Source organism: Paenibacillus lentus (genome assembly GCF_042714055.1).
GTDB lineage: Bacteria > Bacillota > Bacilli > Paenibacillales > Paenibacillaceae > Fontibacillus > Fontibacillus lentus_A.
Genome location: NZ_JBHGVC010000005.1, coordinates 545,542 through 564,406, shown reverse-complemented (window position 1 = coordinate 564,406; position 18,865 = coordinate 545,542). Strand labels below are relative to the sequence as shown.

Genomic DNA, 18,865 nt, shown 5'->3' with positions numbered 1-18,865 from the left:
AAGGGATACAATAGTACTTATCCAGAGGGGGAACTACGATGAAAAAAGGGATAAAAACAGGCTGGATCACCACTCTACTTGCTTTGGTGCTGCTGACTTCCGCATGCGGAGGCAATGCTGGAACGACGGCCGATTCCAAAGGGAATAATTCGGAGCAAAGCGGTCAAAAAACAATTAAATTAACTTTTTTCGATAAAAACACCGGAGATGCCTTCACTAACCCCGTCGCCGAGGAGATTACCCGCCGGACAGGAATTACGATAGAAGTCCAGCAGCCTACCGGCAATCCGGAGGAGAAGCTTAATCTGATGCTGACGAGCAATGATTTGCCCGACATCGTCCTCATGGATCGTAGAAGTGATATCGTCAACAAATATATCGCTGCGGGAGCGCTTGTTCCTTTAGATGACCTGATCGACCAGTACGGTCCGAATATTAAGGAAATGTATGGAGACGTGCTCAATAAAAGCCGTTATACCGACGGTAAGAACTATTACCTGAACAATTGGTACGGCATGGACCCCGATCCGGGCTGGAGCTTCAATATGAGGATGGATATTCTAAAAGAGTTGGGATATGGGGATAAAGCCGAAAAAGGCGAACCATTCACCCAAGAAGAATTCGTCCAATTGCTTCAGCAATTCAAGGACAAGTATCCGAATATCGATGGCAAGGCACCGATTCCGCTGACTTTGAATGCAGACCATATGCCGACGATTACCGGGGTGTTCAAGGGCATGTACGGGATGAAGAACTATTATGAAGCCGACGGCAAGTTGATGCTGGATGTCCGCGATCCCCATTATCTCGACATGATGAAGTTTATTAATGAGCTATATAGACAAGGATTGCTGGATAAAGAATGGGCCGTTAACAAAACGCAGATTTTCGAGCAAAAGGCCGCCAGCGGCCGCGTCTTCTCCGTAGGGGGCGGGATGCCAACGGAGCCAAACCGGATGCTGAAGGAGCAAAATGGCGCGGATACAGACAAGCAATTCTACGCCTTTAATGTTGTAGCCCCAGGGGTTGATCCTGCACAGACAACCTATGGCCCCCGCAGTTCACTGGGATGGGATGCCATTGGCATCACCGTTGCCAACAAGCACCCTGAGGAAACGATCAAATTTATGGATTTCCTCGCTAGCGAGGAAGGGCAATATTTGCTCCAATGGGGACTGGAAGGCGAGCACTGGGATATGGTGGACGGCAAGCACGTCCCTCGCCCCGAGACACTCCAGGGCTTTCGGACAAACTGGAATGAATTCGCTTCGAAAACCGGCATACGCAAATGGACTTGGTTCATCAAGAACGGCAATGGCAGCGATGGCACACCATACGATCTGGCTGTGAAATATGAGCGTGATGCTGTAAACACGCATGCGCTAGTATCCATGGCAAATACCAGCTGGGACACAGCCGTATACGATAACCTGGGGCCTAAGGGTGGAACGCCAGACGCTCTCAATGAGCAGAAGATCAAGGACATCTGCGATAAAGGCTTCACTACAATGATTTATGCGGAGTCCGCAGCCGAGGTAGAGCAGATTTACAATAAAATGATGGCTGATTTAGAAGCCAACCATGCTGACAAAATCGAGCAAATCTATACTCAAAATTATCACGAGCGTCTTGAACTGTGGAAATAAACAAGTTTGCATAAAAGCAGCGCGGCCCCCGATAACCTCTGGAGCCGCGCTGTTTTTGACTTTAGCAAGATGCTGGTGAAGGGGATTGCCTCCCCAACCCCACCAATAATGTTCTATACATTAGCACTTAGCGTGAGCAAGCGTTTAAGGTTGTCATCAATAAATTGATTATCGATATTGTTGATTCCACGGCCCGCAAAATGGCCCCAGATCGATTCAATCGGATTAAAAACAGCATTAGGCATACGCTTAGCCTCGTATTCGTTATCGTCCGCCGTGCAGAAAAGATCCGTGCTTCCTGGCATGATGCAGGCTAGCGCCTTAATACTTCTGAGCGCCTTATCGAAATCTCCATTGTAGGCGGGATTTGCACTAATATCTGCATTTTGGCCAGTCCATAGCATAGCCAGTACATTGTGCGGATCCATCTGCATAAAGCTTTTTTCCCAGACGCCAGCCATAAAATCTGCCAACGAGTCACATCCCAGCTCACGATAAAGCTCCTCCCGGTAGAATGCCTGGGATACGCCCCATCCCGCATAGACACGGCCAACGGCGTGCATGTCTTCAGAAGTCAACTGGTTTAGTTGACTTGAATCGAAGCGGACTGCAGCCATGAGCGCAGTCTTCATTCCATCCAGAACCACATACGTGTGGGGCCAGGTCTTGGCAACTCCGGCGAAAGGTGCAATCCGTTCCACCATGTCGGGGTAACTTGCCCCCCATTGGAAGGATTGAATGCCTCCCATGGACCATCCAACGACGAGAGCAATCTTGCGAATTCCGAATTTTTCGGTCACCAGCCGATGCTGGAATTGAACGTTGTCATAGATGGTTACCTGCGGAAAATTAGCCTTGTCGAATGGGGGCGGAGTATTCGAAGGAGACGAAGATAATCCGTTGCCCAGCAGATTTGGAACGATAATGAAATATTTGCCCGGATCCAGTGCCTTCCCGTTTCCAATCAGCCATTCATTCTGAACATGCGTGTCGCCAAAAGCAGTTGGATAGACGATGACATTATCTTTCTTATCATTTAATGTTCCATAAGTCTTATAGGCAAGAAAAGCACTCGGTAACGTCACTCCTGATTGCAAGGTTACGTCGCCCAACTCAAAAATATCATAATCCATCGTATTGTCTCTCCCTTCAAAGATGAAACCATAAGTTTAATTCTTGTTATTAGTATAGTTCCGTGGTACTCTCAATAAAAGTGAATGAAATTCAATATAGCATTCAATATTATTGAAGATGTAAGGAGGATCGTATGATGGAATTGCGCCAACTGATTACGTTTCGCACGGTTGCATCAACATTAAACTTCACTCGGGCTGCGGAAGTGCTGAACTACGTCCCCTCCAACGTCACGATGCAAATTAAAGCATTGGAGGATGAGCTTGGTGTTCGTCTCTTTGACCGTTTGGGCAAGCAGCTCGTTCTCACAATGGAGGGTAACCGCTTTTTAATTCATATCCAAGACATTCTAAATAAATTGGACGAAGCTCGCAGCGTCGTTCATGACAATGAAAATTTAAACGGCACCCTAACGATAAGTGCCAATGAGGTTATTTGCGTCTACCGGCTTCCAGCTGTCTTTCAACGATTTCGTTCGCAGCATCCGGGAGTTCGTCTAATCTTCCGCTCTGTTCCAAATCAAGAGCTCAAGCAAGCACTCTTTGAGGGAACCGCGGACGTCGTCTTTATGTTGGACGAAACTATTCGCTCAAGCGGACTTGCCGTGGAGCCGTTGGTGGAAGAAACCTTCCGCCTCTTCGCCGCACCAGACCACCCGCTCGCGAAACGAACTGTGCTGCAGATGGAGGATTTTCACAGACAAGTATTCCTGACGAATGAAAAAGGCTGTCCCTACCGTACCATGTTTGACCGGTCATTTGAGAAAGAAGGTATCGATAGTATTACGTATTTAGAGTTTCAAAGTGCTGAAGCCATTAAACAATGTGCCATTTCAGGAATTGGTATTGCCTTTCTTCCTGAAATCGTAGCGGAAGGCGAAATTGAACGGGGGGAACTTGTTGCCCTTCCATGGCAAATACCGGACTTGCACGTGTATACACAGATGTCATGGCATAAAAATAAGTGGCTTTCACCCATCATATTATCCTTCATAGAAGCAGCAAGAGAGGTTCTCTCTTTAGAGGAGGAGAATAAAACCGTTTAGCTTATTTATAGAAGAATCTCCTAATTTTCATAGAAAGGGAGTTATATTATGACAAGACTTATTATGCTTTTTATCGCACTTGGACTTGTGTTAGTTGGGTGTAGTCAAGATCAAACCAATGGCAATAACGAACACAATACGCCTGTAGTCTCGGGAGTAGATCGTGCTATAAACACAGAAATTACGCCCAGCACTGATGTATCACAAGATTCCCCCGTTTATGCAGCTAAAAACGAAAGTGAACTATCTGATCAGGATTTTGAAACGGCTTATGAAATGTGTGTGAGAGCGCTGACTGAATATTATAAAGCGGTCTGGAACGGATCGGATATTGATTTGGATACGTTTATCGATAACGACCACCTAAAACAGTATACGCAAAAGAAAATTCAATCCCAATATGATGCGTATATAAAGAATAATCTTACTGATAATCTGGTGCAGGATATTGATATTGGCGCTTGGGAAGTGGAGCATATTGAGGATCTGGATGGAGGTTTTCTCTATTTAAAATTACCTGTGCAAATTAATCAGACTGTAGGTAGTTATGGTGAAGGTACTGAATTTCTTGTACGTAATTTAAACGGCAAGCTAGTCATTGTTGATTGGTATACTGGTGCAAAAGATAGTTATGATTTCATGGTGCGCGGAGAAAATCAAACGATTGATAACCCTAATGTTTGGAATGATAGTGAATGGGTAAAGAAGCTAGGTAGTATAACAGATTGAATTTTAGGCTCAACCCAATAGTTATTATTTAGTTTCCGCTTATACATTTCATAAAAATAAGAGTACCTCATAAATTGGAACCCCCAGGTTGAGGTATAATTTTGCATATGCTATGATAAAAATAGTTAAGGAGCCGTGCAGCAACACGACTCCCCGTACACTTACCGCTTTAAAGAGCGGTCGGCTGTAGGATTTAAATGCAATCGAAATAGACCGCAATCCTAATCCCTAGGGCGGTCTATTTCTTTGTGTTTGATTAATCGCTGCAACGATAGTCACTACCAGCGTCAGCAAAGCAATAATAAGCCCACCAAAGCTGATCATCTGCTTGTATTCAGTCAAACAGTCAGCCCTTCAGTTAACTTGATAACATTACATCGTTAAATTCATTTTTCTAACGACTCTCCTTTAATTGTAAATTTATGTGATAGAATATAAGTTGATAGATATTAAAATAATAAGGAGTAAATGTAAGTGAGTAGACCTGAAATGTATATAAGTTTAGTTGTGGGACCAAATTGTGAAATGGAATCGTATGCTATAAGATCAGCACTTGAGTATTTTGGAGCAAGGGTTAATATTCATTGGATAGGTAGACCCAATGATCTTATTGATGTTCTATCTGGTGAAGAACTTGATAATAAAGTGGACTACTTAATTTTAAATTTTCATGGAGATGAAGGTAGATTTTGTATGCCTGAACTTGGTGAGGATGTTTATGATAGTAATGAGCCAAGAGGAGAATTCTTTGGAGATCAGGAGGTTAAAAAATATACGAATTTAAAAGACATAAAAGTTATAGGTTCTGGTTGTACATTAGGCATAGAACAGTTAGCGAACGCTTTTCTTGAATGTGGCTGTCATTCTTATATAGCTCCTGATGATTACATAGATGGAAATGCTAATTTGATGTTCGTTATAAGGTTTATGTATGAAATTATAAATAATCATAAAAGCCAGGAGGAAGCTTTTGAAATGGCTAGATCAATTGATAAAGAAACATCCATGTACAAATTGTATATGTCAAAATGACGATCGTAATTTTATTTTCCTCAACTAAAGGGTAGAACAATGGTAGAACAACACGATTTTTAACAAAAACAGCGCGACCCCGAAAACCTCGGAAGCCGCGCTGTGATTGACTTTAGCAAGATGCTGGTGAAGGGACTCGAACCCCCGACCTACGCATTACGAATGCGTTGCTCTACCAACTGAGCTACACCAGCACATTCACCAAATAAGACGAAACAAAAAATATTATAACTCGATCTGAAAATTTTGCAAGTCTCAAAATCAGGAATTTTTTACAGCTTCTCCTGAACCGAACGCAGCTTCTGCTCCGAGGAACTCTCTTTGTCACGCCGATCGTCAATCTTGATTGAGGTGGACACCCGCTGGGCACCGGATTGGAACGGCGCCTCATGAATCGCGCGAATCGCAGCAAATACGCTATCCAACGGCCCTTCGATAATCGTGCTCATTGAGGTCAGCGTATATTGGATGCCTTCCTGCTTTTCCAATACCCGCTGCAGCTCGGCTACATAGGGGCTTAAGCTGGTTGTTCCTGTCCCGATGGGAATCACCGTTACCTCTGCAATCGCCATGCTTCTCCCTCCTTCTTAGAGTAATGTCCATGCTTCTTAATCCGCATTCCACTGCTTCTTATTGTAACAATTTCCACCCCTTCTTTTCAAACTGGCCACACGCCCTTATACCTCCAGCCCCTTTATCCTTCTGAGTTAAGCAAAAAATAGGCCAGAGACTCTCCCAGCACACGGGAAAAAGCCCTGCACCTTGTCATAGGAGTGAATACGTACTATGCCATCTCCCCGAGCTCCGCAATTCCTCACCGCACTCCCCGGAAACGCCCAGTTCCTTCTTCAGCAGACTTGATGGCATTGGCAAACCTCACCTTCGCGTGCAGGCATGGCGAACTCAACCTGATCCGCCCCTCGCTGGAAGGGCCGAGGCGATAATTAAGTGGAACTCTCTAAATCTCTCCCCAGCTCCACAAAAGATACGACCATGAGTTTCCGCGATAAATGTTCACAATTATCAGTCGTCCCCCACTCGCCGCATCAGGATTGCTTTCTTCTGTTTTTTCATACTTTTTCATTCGGCAGCTAGTGAATCTGACTGTTTACAAACACTACATATTGGGGTAATGTTAGTTGCAGACAACCAAATATAGTGGAAACGGGTGATCCAGCCACCAACATGAGGCTGGGGCTTAAAAGGGAAGTGCGGTGCAAATCCGCTGCGGTCCCGCCACTGTGACCGGGTGCTTGCGAGAGCTTACTAGGGCTCCTTGCAGCGCTTCACTGGCAGATAGCCACTGCAGTATATTACCATCTGCGGGAAGGCGTCAGCGAAGAAGTCCGGAAGCCAGGAGACCTGCCCGCTTCTGTATTGACACCAAATGAGCCTGCGAGGAACAGGTAGGTGTCCGCTTGCAGCTTACATAAACACTTATCCTTCATGAGATGGATGAACAAGACGATTTCCAACGCGCATCCGGGCATTTCCAACCTTGCATGGTGGGGAATGCTTTTTATATGTTTTTAAAGTGTAGTTTTTCGGGAGGGAAACTTTGTTATGGCGATTATGAACCAGGTTTACACAAGCCGCCAAGACATGCTTGAGGAAGTTATTACATTAGGAGAAGAAATCGTGGAAAGCCGCAACCTTGAAGTGCTGCGGGAAAATGCCAATTTAAACGGCGAAAGCTTCTCCGGCAAAATGAGCAAGTTCGGCAGCGAGTACGCGAAATGGTATGCTAACCACTTCGTCATGCCTAAACAGCTCGTTCAGGCAATTCAAGACAATGTCGTCTATGTCCACGACTTAGACCAATATGCAATTGGAACGACGAACTGCATCTTCATTCCGTTCGACAAGCTGCTGCGGGAAGGCTTCAATACCGGCAACGGCAGCGTAAGGCCGCCGAATTCGATCATGACGGCGATGGCGCTCGTGGCGATCATTTTTCAATCCCAGCAAAATGCGCAATACGGCGGCGTGTCCGCCAACAAGCTGGATCACGATCTTGCGCCTTATGTAACTAAATCCTTCGTTAAATATTTCCGCAAGGGCTTAGAGTACTTCGAAGAAGGAGACCCGAACGCGGATTACGATTCGATCGCGATGGCTCGCAGCGATCTCCAGACGCAATATCCAAGAGCCTTCAAATATGCAGTCAAAGAAACCGAAAGCGAAACGCTGCAGGCCGCCGAGAGTCTGATTCACAACCTGAACACGATGTCGAGCCGGGCCGGAGGACAAATTCCGTTTACGAGCATCAATTACGGCACATGCACTTCTATAGAAGGACAGCTCGTTATCAGCTCCCTGCTTACGGCAACGATGCGCGGGCTTGGCAGCGGCGAAACACCGATTTTCCCGATCCAAATTTTTAAATGCAAGCAAGGCGTTAACCAACTGCCCGGCGAACCCAATTACGAGCTCTTCCTGAAGGCAGCGGAGTGCTCCGCCAAGCGTCTCTATCCAAACTTCGCCAACCTGGACGCGCCGCTTAATCTGATGTATTACGATCCGGCTGACCCGAATACTGAATTTGCCACGATGGGCTGCCGCACACGGGTGCTGAGCGACCGCTTCGGCCGCAACCATCTTTCGGGTAAAGGCAATTTGTCCTTCAACACCTTGAACCTGGTCAAGCTCGGCCTGGAGCATGGCATTGCTTTAGGGCATCGTCAGGCTGCGGATGAACAAGGCTTCTACCGAGAGCTCGAGCATTACCTGGATATCGCTTTGGACGGGCTGCTGCACCGCTTCCGAATCCAGTCGTCCCAGAAGGCGAAGGCTTCCGACTTCATGATGCGCGAAGGCGTATGGGAAGGAGGCGAGCACCTAAGCCCCGAGGATACGGTGGGAGAACTGCTCAAGCACGGCAGCCTGTCAATCGGCTTCATCGGACTCGCGGAATGTATGAAAGCCATGTACGGTAAACATCACGGCGAAGATGCCGATGTATATAAGAAGGCCTACGATTTGATCGCCTTTATGCGCGATTATTGCGACCGCCAGAGCGAACGGCATAACCTGAACATTACCCTGTTCGCCACGCCAGCGGAAGGGTTATCCGGCAAATTCACCAAGAGAGACCGTGCTAATTATGGCGAAGTGCCGGGCGTCGTTGACCGCGAATATTACACCAACTCTTTTCACGTTCCGGTCTACTATGACATCAGCGCTGCTAAAAAAATAGAGCTGGAAGCTTCCTTCCACGGCTTGTGCAATGCGGGAGCGATTTCTTACATCGAGCTTAACGGCAACGCTCGCAGCAATCCGGCTGCATTCCTGCGCATCATTCAGTACGCGTTGTCTCAGCAAGTCAGCTATTTCAGCATCAACCATCCGATCGACCGCTGCTCGGGGTGCGGATTTGAAGGAATTATCGGAGCTGTCTGCCCATCCTGCAACGCCAGCGAGCAGGACGTCCATATTCGCCGCCTGCGGCGTGTAACCGGATATTTGACCGGGGATTTCCAGACTCGCTTCAATGCTGCTAAGCAAGCCGAGGTGCGCGACCGCCTCAAGCATTCGACATGAATATTTGCGGCTATTACCCGGAATCGATAAATGAGGGCGAAGGACTGCGGGCAGCGCTCTTTGTAAGCGGCTGTCGCCATTACTGCAAAGGCTGCTTCAGTCCAGCCACCTGGAATTTCAATTACGGCGAGCCGTTTACCCCCGAGCGGGAACAGGAAATCATCCAGGATATCGCTGGCAATCCGCTATTAAGCGGACTGTCGATCCTTGGCGGAGACCCTTTTTTCTCAGCAGTGGAGGTCAGCTCTTTCCTTGACCGCTTGCGTAAAGTTACAGGCCCTATATCCGTCTGGATTTACAGCGGGTACACGTACGAAGAATTAATTGAAGATGTAGAATCACCTGAATATGGACTGCTAAGCCGCTGCCAGGTGCTAGTGGACGGACGCTACGTCGACGAATTGCGAGATCCCTCCCTGCTCTATCGCGGCAGCTCGAATCAAAGGCTGATTGACATACCGGCAAGCCTGTCACAACGCAGCATTGTAGAATGGCGTCCAACTTTCTCTTTCTAGCTGACTGCCTTTCTAGTATAATTATGATTTGTGTTCATTCTAATTGACGTTACCGGCGCCGAATCATATTGTGGTTGTTCAAATTTTCTCTATCGATCACGAGTCTATGAGTTGTTGATCTTTTGAGCCCGCATATGAAGCGCCTCTTTTTTCAAGTAATACTTACAATTTGAGATTTAAAGATTTGTAGATTTAAAATTCTGCAAAGATGGAATCTTGAAAAGATTGAATATCCCATGTCAAGAAAGCGAGGAATATTTACATGCCTTCATTCGTAACGAAACCAAACAACCGCCAGCTTGCGTTCGACAATGACCGTCTTGGCATTTACGCCGACCGTATTCTGGAGGGATTACATACACTCAACAAGGAGCGTTTGCTCCGCGGCGTCACCGCTAAGCTGAGACACGATGTCGTCACCGGAGAGGAAATCAGCAATGCCTTCACCATGTCCTCCCTGGAGCTCGTGACGAAGGACGAACCGGATTGGAAATTCGCAGCAGCCCGTTCTCTGCTGACTTCTCTATACAAAAAAGCCGCCGTAAACCGCCGTTATAAATCCTACCCGGAAGAGCCTTACGGATCGTTCTATCATCTCATTACCGAGCTGTGCAAAGCGGGCATATACCGGGAAGAACTGCTTGAATGCTATACGAAGGAACAAATCGAAGAGCTTGGGGAATTGATCGACCCGACCCGCGACCTGCTGTTCGATTATATCGGCCTGCTCACCCTTGCCGAGCGCTACCTGGCTACCGATTTTGACGGACGTACGATGGAGCTCCCTCAAGAACGCTATATGGTCATCGCTATGTACCTGATGCATCAAGAACCTGCTGACAAGCGTCTGGAATATGTAAAAGAAGCCTACTGGGCCATGAGCAACATCTATATGACCGCAGCGACGCCGACGATGTCCAATGCTGGTAAAAAAGTCGCCGGACAGCTCTCCAGCTGCTTCATCGATACTGTGGACGACTCGCTCGAAGGTATTTTCGATTCCAACACGGACGTAGCTCGCCTCAGCAAAATGGGCGGCGGCATCGGCGTCTATCTCGGCAAGGTTCGCGCCCGCGGCTCGGACATCCGCGGCCATAAGAATACCAGTTCCGGCGTGATCCCGTGGATTCGCCAGTTGAACAATACCGCGGTTAGCGTCGATCAGCTTGGTACTCGTAAAGGAGCCATTGCGGTATATCTGGACGTGTTCCATAAAGATATTCTCGCTTTCCTCGACCTGAAGCTGAATAACGGTGACGAGCGGATGCGTGCGCATGACGTATTCCACGGCGTCTGCCTCCCTGACCTGTTCATGGAAGCTGTCGAGGCTCGCAGCGAATGGAATCTGTTCTGCCCGCATGAAGTGAAGAAGACGATGGGCTGGAAAGACGAGAACGGCCGTCCGCAAGGACTGGAGGATTTCTACGATAATGAAGTGGGCAACGGCGAATTCCGCAGCAGATACGAGGAAGCGGTAAACCATCCAACCTTGTCCAGAATTACGATGCCGGCCATCGATATCATGAAACGGATCATGAAATCCCAGTTGGAGACAGGCACGCCGTATATGTTCTACAGAGATACCGTAAACCGGGCGAACCCGAACCGGGCACACGGAATGATCTATTCGTCTAACCTGTGTACGGAAATTATGCAAAATCAATCGCCAACCGTTGTAGAACAAGAAGAACTCGTTACGAAGGACGGGCAAACTCGCATCGTCGTTTCCAAAATCCCTGGAGATTTTGTCGTCTGCAACCTGAACTCGATCCACCTTGCCCGCGCCGTACCGGCCGGAGTGCTGGATCGTCTCGTACCGATTCAGACGCGGATGCTCGATAACGTCATCGACATTAACAATATTGAAGTACTGCAAGCCCAATATACAAACAGCCAATACCGGGCGATCGGACTCGGCACCTTCGGGCTGCACCATTTGCTGGCCCTAGAAGGTATTCGCTGGGAATCCGAGGAAGCCGTGCAATATAATGACGCTCTATATGAAAAGATCAACTACCTGCTCGTGAAGTCCAGCATGGAGCTAGCTAAGGAGAAAGGCCGTTATCCTAAATTTGCTGGCTCCGATTGGGAGAACGGCAACTACTTCACCTACCGCGGTTACACCGACGGCTCCCGTGAAGGCAAGTTCGTAACGACCGAGCAATGGCGCGAGCTTGCAGAGGAAGTGAGCAAGAACGGCGTACGCAATGCCTGGATGTTCGCGATTGCTCCGAACGGCTCCACTTCGATCATCGCCGGTTCTACCGCGAGTATCGACCCATTGTACGAGCTGCTCTCCTATGAGGAGAAAACGACGTACAAAATCGCTAACCCGGCCCCGGACTTGTCCGAAAAGACGATCTGGTACTACAAAACGGCCTTCCTGATTGACCAGCACTGGTCGATCGATATGGCCGGAGCCCGTCAGCGCCACGTCGATCAGGCGCAAAGCTTTAACCTGTACGTGCGCCCGGACATTAAAGCGACGGAGTTCCTGGATCTGCATTTGCATGCTTGGAAGGCCGGCTTGAAATCGACGTACTATGTTCGCAGCCGCGCGCTGACAATCGAAGAGTGCGAGAGCTGTGCCAGTTAGGGATCCCAACCCACCCAAACCCTCCCTTGTCGTAAGGGAGGGCCCCCAGGGCCTGCTGCCCTCGGGACTCCCGCAAACTGAGGGAACGTTGGAGTTGTAGAGGCGCTCCTGCTGGCTGTTCCCTTCGGGAATGCGCTGTGGGGTTGTGCTTGGAACGCTTTTCCCCCTTCGGGTACGTCTTACTTTAGGCGCACCCGGGTTACCTGGAAACACGCGGAGGACTACTGCTGTCGGCACACCCGAGGTCGTTCGTGCAACTGGGCCGCTTGTCGCCCTGACGGGCACGCTCTACGATGGTGCCCCTGCATGAGAGCGGACTGCCACTACGTGCAGTTGGATGTAAGGCTGCATGCTGGCTGGCGCTGTCCCCTACGGGGATTCGCTTAGGCTAGTGTAGAACCTGTGAGGATTGCTTACGAAGAACTTGAGCGGAATGCCAATGCGAGCGGTTGGCTGTGAGGCTGCGTGCTGGCTGGCGCTGTCCCCTACGGGGATTCGCTTAGGCTAGTGTAGAACCTGTGAGGATTGCTTACGAAAAACTTGAGCGGAATGCCAATGCGAGCGGTTGGCTGTGAGGCTGCGTGCTGGCTGGCGCTGTCCCCTGCGGGGATTCGCTTAGGCTAGTGTAGAACCTGTGAGGATTGCTTACGAAGAAACTTGAGCGGAATGCCACTGCGGACGGTTGGATGTAAGGCTGCCTGCTGGCTGGCGCTGTCCCCTGCGGGGATTCGCTTAGGCTAGTGTAGAACCTGTGAGGAATGCTACGAAGAACCTTGAGTGGAATGCCACTGCGGATGGTGGTTGTGAAGCTACGTGCTGGCTGGCGCTGTCCCCTGCGGGGATTCGCTTGTGCTGGTGCAGTACCTGTGAGGATTGCTACGAAGAACTTGAGCGGAATGCCACTGCGTGCAGTTGAATGTAAGGCTGCCTGCTTGGTGGCGCTGTCCCTACCGGGTTTCGCTCAGGTTGGAGGAAAAGCTACTTTTATTAAGGTTACAATGTCGCGAAATTTTTCTATAACATCAAATCTTTGAGGAGATGAGATCATTGCAACTGCAAACGATTTTTAATACGGAGGCACCGAATAAATCAACTCGCATCATTAATGGAGAGTGCTCCGGGATTCTGAACTGGAACGACATCCGCATGCCGCATATGTACAAGCTGTACAAGGTACTGCTGCTGAACCACTGGATCGCGGACGAAATTCCCATGAGTAAAGATGCGCAGCAATTCCCATTGCTTGATCCCGAGGAGCAGCGCACGTTTAAGATCAATATTTCGCTGCTTGCGGTTCTGGATTCGATGCAGACGATGTTCGTTGGGGATGTGAAGCGTTATTTCACGGATTCTTCGCTTGAAGCAATTTCCGCGATTATTGCTCAGCAGGAAGTGGTGCATAACCAATCGTATTCCTACGTGCTGTCCTCGATCGTATCGGAGCAGGAACAGAAGGAGATTTTTGAATATTGGAAGCATGATCCTGTGCTGCTCGACCGGAACAAGTTCATCTCGGAAATTTATCAGAACTTCCGTAATGAGCAAACGCCTCAGACGTTTTTTGAATCGCTTGTAGCAGATCTTATTTTGGAAGGCATTTTCTTCTACAGCACGTTCGCCTTCTTTTACAATCTGGCACGCGACCAGAAGATGATGGGCACAAGTCAAATGATTTCCTACATCCAGCGGGATGAGAACCAGCATTGCTACTTCTTTGCCGAGGTGTTCAAGCAGCTCCTGCTCGACTATCCGGAGCTGAATACGAAGGAGAACATCGATTACGTGTACCGCACGATCGATCGGGCGGTAGAGCTGGAAACGAACTGGGCGCACTATACGCTTAAGGAAGTCCGCGGCATCGATTTGAACGAGCTTGGGGATTACATTAAGTACATTGCCAACAAGCGTCTTGGCCTCATGGGTCTGGATAAAGCCTACGAGGGCGTGGACGTGAACTGCATGCCGTGGATCAAGCCGTTCTCGGACGAAGCGTTGAACGCTACGAAAACAGACTTCTTCGAGGCAAAATCCCGAAACTACGGGAAAGTCGGCGACGACAACGGATTTGACGATTTGTAATCGTGAATTCCACAAAAGATACTTTGTAATTAGATCTTCTGGAACAGTCGGGTCTGTACCAATCATGGTATCGTAAAATAAATGAGCACCCCTTAGAATCAAACTTGGCCTCCCCCTCGTGAGTGTAGGGAATCCAACATGATTCGTTGGGGTGCTTTTTTACGGTTGCAGTTCTTAGGCTCTATTTGGGGCCCAGACTATGGATTCCATCTGATTCTAATCTTTGTACAATTAAGCTTCCTCGTTACCCGTGTTTCCGCTGTAGTGATGCCGATGCGGCGTGCTCCCGTCTACCGTCGTATAGCCCTCAAAATAATGGTAGTGACCGCCGCCAGGCAGCATAATCGCAGGACCTGTCGTTCCTCTGATCTTATGGGTATGTCCTGCATTAAAGGTGGTCTCCGCATAATAATTATGAACATGCTGAACCCCGCTTAAGGCCGGTTCAGTTCTGCCTGCATAATAATGCTGGTGCCCAATGTTATAGGAGGTATTCCCGGAGAAAGGATGAACATGCACAGGCCTGCCGTTCCATGAAGTAATAAACAGCTTATGCGCGTGTTCCGATCCCGGCCCTTCCTCAGAATGATAAACAAATCCAGTTACAGGTATCTCCAAATAAAACTCCCCTTTAAATGTGATACTAAAGTCTATGCCGGGGAAAGATGGAGAGTTCAATAGTCTACAGCTTTTATGGTCGGCCGGCGCAATAATTCCTGCATTTTCGCAGCTTTTACCTCAATCTCGCTCAACTCCACCTTTGAAAGAGTAGAACGAGAGCGAGAACGAACATCGACGCCAAGCCAGCGATACGCCGAAACCGTGATGATAAGCTGGAAGCATGCCAAAGCGTAGATGGTTAGTGGGCCAAGCAGCATACAACTAGATAACAAATCCTCAACCTAAGTATCCATGCGGATGTGATCCCACTCTTCGTCTCCGTAACCGATTAGCCAAAACAGTGCTCTGCGCCGTTCCATCACTATGCTTTCATTCATATCAGCTGGAGGGTTCTCCCTCTTGACTCTGCTGTTCACACAGGCCCAATGCAGGCGATAGATTCGATCGGCTTCGTTCAATATTTCCTCTCCACTGCGGAAACTGGTCTTAGCCAGGAATGCTTCAAAGCTGCCGCAGCTGGACACCGACTGAATCGCAAAATCGCAATCGCAGACCTCAACCGGAAAATCGAGCGACTCTACCAATCCCAATGCCCAAATCAGCACCCAATAGGCCTCGTATTGCCACGTTATGTTGAGCGCATCCTGGTGAGACGGTTCCTCCTGAAGAAGCAGCTCCTCCTCATTCCCGGTTATAAAATCCGTCACCCCATACTTATCCAGCATCCCCTTCACAAACTGCTGAGACTCTTCCAGATCCGCAGCTTGGGCAACATCGCAGGCATATTGGATCACGATTAGCAAAGCAATCGCCCTACGGGCAATTTCCTCGCGTGACTTGAAGCGTAAATCACCTGAAGGAGGGAGCTGAGGCAGCCCTTCATTAAAAGGGATATTCTTCTCCTTGAGATATGAAATCGTCGCTTGCTTCCGCTGCTCGCCTTCGGCTGAAGTCTGCTCCTCGCCTCTAATTTTTCTCGTACATGCCCGGGGTCTAAAGTCGGCAGAGCCGGACTTTCCGTCAGGATACACAATGACCTGTCCGTCGCTATCCATCAGCATCCCGTTCGGAAAAAAGCCTATCCCATCCACACGGCGCAGCAAATCCTGGAACAATGTCATGTAGGACTCATCGTAGTCCTTCTCCGTTTCAATAGCCAGCATTGTATTAATTACAGATATTTGCGTAAGCACAAGACGCAGCAGCTGCTCATCCTCAAACGGAATTCGATCATAGAACCCCATCATGCCTGGTATATTGTTTGCAAAATAATCCGGATCGGTATCCTCGGACGCTACCCTTAAGGTAATGTTGTTCTTGTTAAACCATTTTCGCTGCTGAATGACGTACTCATTCGCGCTGTTGACGATTTTAAAGCCAGTCCCGAAAACCTCCTCAATCAAGCCCGGAATATCCTCAGTATCATTTCTGGAAGCAAATATCGTGAAATACGGCAAAGAAAGCCCTCCTCCATAATAGCAGCTAATGAACCTCACTGTTGTATAATCCAATTTATCGGTCAATGAGAGGGATTTAATTACATTTGCGGGCCGTGATAAAAAAACGATGCTCCTTGCTTTGCACATAACCTTCCTGCTCTAGTTTTGCCTGCAATGCGCAGAGCTGTTCGAAGCAGCGATCCACAGAAAAGCCTGCAAATTCCCATTCGATCACCTTCGCAAAATACACTAAAGCCCCGATATCCAAAAATCGGAGACTCGGAAAACACTCTTGCTGCTCCAAAACCGTGAACCCGGTCACCGTCAAATCGCGAACCGCCTGCTCCAGGCTGAACCCGTCATCGGTTATCATCGCCTCGTCACCGAGCAGCCGCCGGGACAGCTCCCTGTTGTTTTGGCCGCCTACCTGCTGGGTAATGAACAAACCGCCCGGTTTCAGCACTCTATCCAGTTCCTGAACAGAGTATGCTTCATGACGGTTGATGACCAAATCGAAGAACTGATCTTCAAACGGCAAATGATCATCATCCAATACCTGCCTGACCTCAATACCGCAAGGCGGCAAGGTCTCACGGCAGAGCTCGTAATTCGGCAGATAAGCTTCCGTCGCATACGTCTTCCCTCTTGGAGGCCGAAGCGAACGGAGAAACTCCCCTCCCCCTGTCCCCATATCGAGCATCACGCGTTCTTCGCTCATCTGGGCCAGCACAGCGGCTCTATAATCCCAAGGCAGTTCTTCCTCCGCGATTCGTCCGGCAATTTGCGAGAAATCCCACCCCTGAAAACCCTTCGCTTCTTCCCTCTTCCATTCTCTTTTCCATGTCTCTCGATTCACGTAATATACCCCTCTCTTAAGCATTTTAAGACGCTGAAGTGTATACTTCTTCCATCTTATAAAGAGAGCGGCGCAGCTGCCGGATAACGGCACCTCTTCAGCCCGGTACAATCGGTTATCCGTTTGTTCTCAGCTGCACCGGGCAGGTACCGTATTTTACCACCATGAACATCATCATTGCATGATTCACCCCATAAATCCTGTATGTATTAAATAGTTAACTGCCACGACTCGTATCCATGGCTATACTCAGAATAACAAATAATGCAAAAGATAGGAGCTACGTAAATTGAAAAAACGCGTGCTAGTCCTAACCATGATGACCATCCTTTTCGGATTCATGAGCATCTCCCTCATATACAGCCAATATCAGCTCCGTTACGGCCAAACAGTATATACCTTTGATATTGAAACCGAAGATCTGTACTTCAGAGATATCCAAATTGCGGCTTTCCCCTACTCATTGTTTATTACGGGACACTTTCTGGAGGTCATGGGTGAAAATAAATCATTCGATGGTATAAGCTACGTTTTTTCTATCAACGACACGATGATCCTATCACGAAGTCAAGCCGACGACCCATTTACTTTGCCAGATGCCGCAAACGGCAAACAGTACTCCAACACTAGCAGCCTTATAGAAGATATCCGCGTGCGGAAACAAGACTCTCTCCAGGTCGAGATTCATTACACCGTAAACGGAGAACCCAAAGATATTGCGGGGGAAATCAAATTAAGCGACGTAACGAAGCCATTTAGCTCAATCAAAAATAAAGTCATTCATTTACGATAAAGCATACCGCCAATTGACTATAAATCATCAATCTGCAACAAGCATGCAATCCAAAAAAATAACGAAGGAGCCGCCGTAATCTCTCACTCCAGCAGCTCCCTCAGCATACGCTCCGGGTAATTCATGAACTCCTTCATAATGACGAAATGATCCGTCTCCTCCAGCGCTGCCTGGCGAATCCCCTCCGGCGTCAACTGGTAGATCACGCTGTCCGGGTAGGCCATGATGATCGGCGAGTGCGTGGAGATGATGAGCTGCGAATACTGGTTCACGAGCTCATGAATCCGTGACAGCATCGCCATCTGGCGATACGGCGACAAGGCGGCCTCCGGCTCGTCCATAATATACAGCCCCCGGCCCCTGAAACGATTCATGAACGCCGCAAAGAACGATTCGCCGTGTGACATCATGTGCAGGGGCCTGCCGCCGTAAGAACCGACAACAGGCGGCCCGCCTTCCCCCTCATCCAGCCGCCCGATCTCCGTGGCCAGATTATAATAGCTTTCCGCCCGGAAGAAGAAGCCGTCCCTCGGCTTGCGCACGCCCTTCACCAGTCGGATATATTCATGCAGCTCGGAATGAGTCTCAGCGGTCGAGAAATTGAAATTCAGCGTCCCGCCTTCCGGGTTGAAGCCGAGGGCGACGGCGATCGCCTCCAGCAATGTCGATTTGCCCATGCCGTTCTCGCCTACAATATAAGTCACCTTAGGGTGAAAATCCAACAGCTCCAGATCAGCTACCGCCGGCAGATGAAAAGGGTACTCGCGAAAAGACGGCACTTCCTCCCGCCGCAGCGTGACGCTCCGCAAATAAGCATCCATTTTCGTTAAGCCGCTCATG

16 protein-coding genes, 1 tRNA gene and 1 riboswitch are annotated in these 18,865 nt (G+C 48.7%); of the genes, 9 read left to right on the top strand and 8 right to left on the bottom strand.

Annotated features, from left to right (window positions below; all coding sequences use genetic code 11):
* Positions 1–38: 38 nt before the first annotated feature.
* The gene (locus tag ACE3MQ_RS15070) at positions 39–1,646 is read left to right on the top strand and encodes an extracellular solute-binding protein (protein ID WP_379393973.1); all 1,608 of its coding nucleotides are present in this window, start codon (positions 39–41) and stop codon (positions 1,644–1,646) included.
* Positions 1,647–1,759: 113 nt separating this feature from the next.
* On the opposite strand, the gene ACE3MQ_RS15065 is transcribed toward ACE3MQ_RS15070, so the two are convergent.
* A complete protein-coding gene (locus ACE3MQ_RS15065) occupies positions 1,760–2,779 on the bottom strand; it encodes an alpha/beta fold hydrolase (protein WP_379393971.1) in 1,020 nt (339 codons plus the stop codon).
* A 137-nt stretch (positions 2,780–2,916) separates the two neighbouring features.
* On the opposite strand from ACE3MQ_RS15065, the gene ACE3MQ_RS15060 reads away from it, so the two are divergent.
* Both ACE3MQ_RS15060 and ACE3MQ_RS15055 read left to right on the top strand, forming a co-directional pair.
* A complete protein-coding gene (locus ACE3MQ_RS15060; RefSeq protein ID WP_379394096.1) occupies positions 2,917–3,825 on the top strand; it encodes a LysR family transcriptional regulator in 909 nt (302 codons plus the stop codon).
* 48 nt (positions 3,826–3,873) lie between these two features.
* Positions 3,874–4,554: a hypothetical protein gene (locus ACE3MQ_RS15055; RefSeq protein ID WP_379393969.1), complete on the top strand. Its 681-nt coding sequence runs from the start codon at positions 3,874–3,876 to the stop codon at positions 4,552–4,554.
* 228 nt (positions 4,555–4,782) lie between these two features.
* On the opposite strand, the gene ACE3MQ_RS15050 is transcribed toward ACE3MQ_RS15055, so the two are convergent.
* The gene (locus ACE3MQ_RS15050) at positions 4,783–4,878 is read right to left on the bottom strand and encodes a putative holin-like toxin (RefSeq protein WP_379394094.1); all 96 of its coding nucleotides are present in this window, start codon (positions 4,876–4,878) and stop codon (positions 4,783–4,785) included.
* A gap of 150 nt (positions 4,879–5,028) precedes the next feature.
* Between ACE3MQ_RS15050 and ACE3MQ_RS15045 the strand changes: the two genes are divergently transcribed.
* Complete coding sequence (locus ACE3MQ_RS15045) at positions 5,029–5,586, top strand: delta-aminolevulinic acid dehydratase (RefSeq protein ID WP_379393967.1); 558 nt, start codon at positions 5,029–5,031, stop codon at positions 5,584–5,586.
* A gap of 121 nt (positions 5,587–5,707) precedes the next feature.
* On the opposite strand, the gene ACE3MQ_RS15040 is transcribed toward ACE3MQ_RS15045, so the two are convergent.
* A tRNA-Thr gene (locus ACE3MQ_RS15040) sits at positions 5,708–5,780 on the bottom strand.
* A 78-nt stretch (positions 5,781–5,858) separates the two neighbouring features.
* Positions 5,859–6,158: an MTH1187 family thiamine-binding protein gene (locus tag ACE3MQ_RS15035; RefSeq protein WP_379393965.1), complete on the bottom strand. Its 300-nt coding sequence runs from the start codon at positions 6,156–6,158 to the stop codon at positions 5,859–5,861.
* A gap of 577 nt (positions 6,159–6,735) precedes the next feature.
* Positions 6,736–6,970, top strand: a riboswitch (cobalamin riboswitch).
* A gap of 179 nt (positions 6,971–7,149) precedes the next feature.
* On the opposite strand from ACE3MQ_RS15035, the gene ACE3MQ_RS15030 reads away from it, so the two are divergent.
* From ACE3MQ_RS15030 to ACE3MQ_RS15015, 4 genes are all read left to right on the top strand, one after another.
* Positions 7,150–9,126, top strand: coding sequence for an anaerobic ribonucleoside triphosphate reductase (locus ACE3MQ_RS15030; protein ID WP_379393963.1), 1,977 nt, complete (start codon positions 7,150–7,152; stop codon positions 9,124–9,126).
* Positions 9,123–9,641 (top strand): anaerobic ribonucleoside-triphosphate reductase activating protein, encoded by a 519-nt coding sequence (gene nrdG / locus ACE3MQ_RS15025; RefSeq protein WP_379393961.1) that lies wholly within the window; start codon positions 9,123–9,125, stop codon positions 9,639–9,641. Before ACE3MQ_RS15030 ends, nrdG begins: the two co-directional genes overlap by 4 nt.
* 262 nt (positions 9,642–9,903) lie before the next feature.
* Positions 9,904–12,237: a ribonucleoside-diphosphate reductase subunit alpha gene (locus tag ACE3MQ_RS15020; protein WP_379393959.1), complete on the top strand. Its 2,334-nt coding sequence runs from the start codon at positions 9,904–9,906 to the stop codon at positions 12,235–12,237.
* A gap of 1,047 nt (positions 12,238–13,284) precedes the next feature.
* Positions 13,285–14,316 (top strand): ribonucleotide-diphosphate reductase subunit beta, encoded by a 1,032-nt coding sequence (locus ACE3MQ_RS15015; protein ID WP_379393957.1) that lies wholly within the window; start codon positions 13,285–13,287, stop codon positions 14,314–14,316.
* A 231-nt stretch (positions 14,317–14,547) separates the two neighbouring features.
* On the opposite strand, the gene ACE3MQ_RS15010 is transcribed toward ACE3MQ_RS15015, so the two are convergent.
* The 3 genes from ACE3MQ_RS15010 to ACE3MQ_RS15000 all read right to left on the bottom strand — a co-directional run bounded on the left by ACE3MQ_RS15010 (position 14,548) and on the right by ACE3MQ_RS15000 (position 17,232).
* A complete protein-coding gene (locus tag ACE3MQ_RS15010; protein ID WP_379393955.1) occupies positions 14,548–14,934 on the bottom strand; it encodes a YmaF family protein in 387 nt (128 codons plus the stop codon).
* 284 nt (positions 14,935–15,218) lie between these two features.
* On the bottom strand, positions 15,219–16,394 hold the full coding sequence (locus ACE3MQ_RS15005) for a DUF4272 domain-containing protein (RefSeq protein WP_379393953.1): 1,176 nt from the start codon (positions 16,392–16,394) through the stop codon (positions 15,219–15,221).
* 76 nt (positions 16,395–16,470) lie between these two features.
* Positions 16,471–17,232 carry a class I SAM-dependent methyltransferase gene (locus ACE3MQ_RS15000; RefSeq protein ID WP_379393951.1) on the bottom strand — a complete coding sequence of 254 codons (762 nt, stop codon included), beginning with the start codon at positions 17,230–17,232 and terminating at the stop codon, positions 16,471–16,473.
* A 289-nt stretch (positions 17,233–17,521) separates the two neighbouring features.
* On the opposite strand from ACE3MQ_RS15000, the gene ACE3MQ_RS14995 reads away from it, so the two are divergent.
* Positions 17,522–18,025: a hypothetical protein gene (locus tag ACE3MQ_RS14995; protein WP_379393949.1), complete on the top strand. Its 504-nt coding sequence runs from the start codon at positions 17,522–17,524 to the stop codon at positions 18,023–18,025.
* 83 nt (positions 18,026–18,108) lie between these two features.
* Here the strand turns inward: ACE3MQ_RS14995 and ACE3MQ_RS14990 are convergent, their stop codons facing one another.
* A complete protein-coding gene (locus tag ACE3MQ_RS14990; protein ID WP_379393947.1) occupies positions 18,109–18,864 on the bottom strand; it encodes an AAA family ATPase in 756 nt (251 codons plus the stop codon).
* Position 18,865 lies beyond the last annotated feature (1 nt).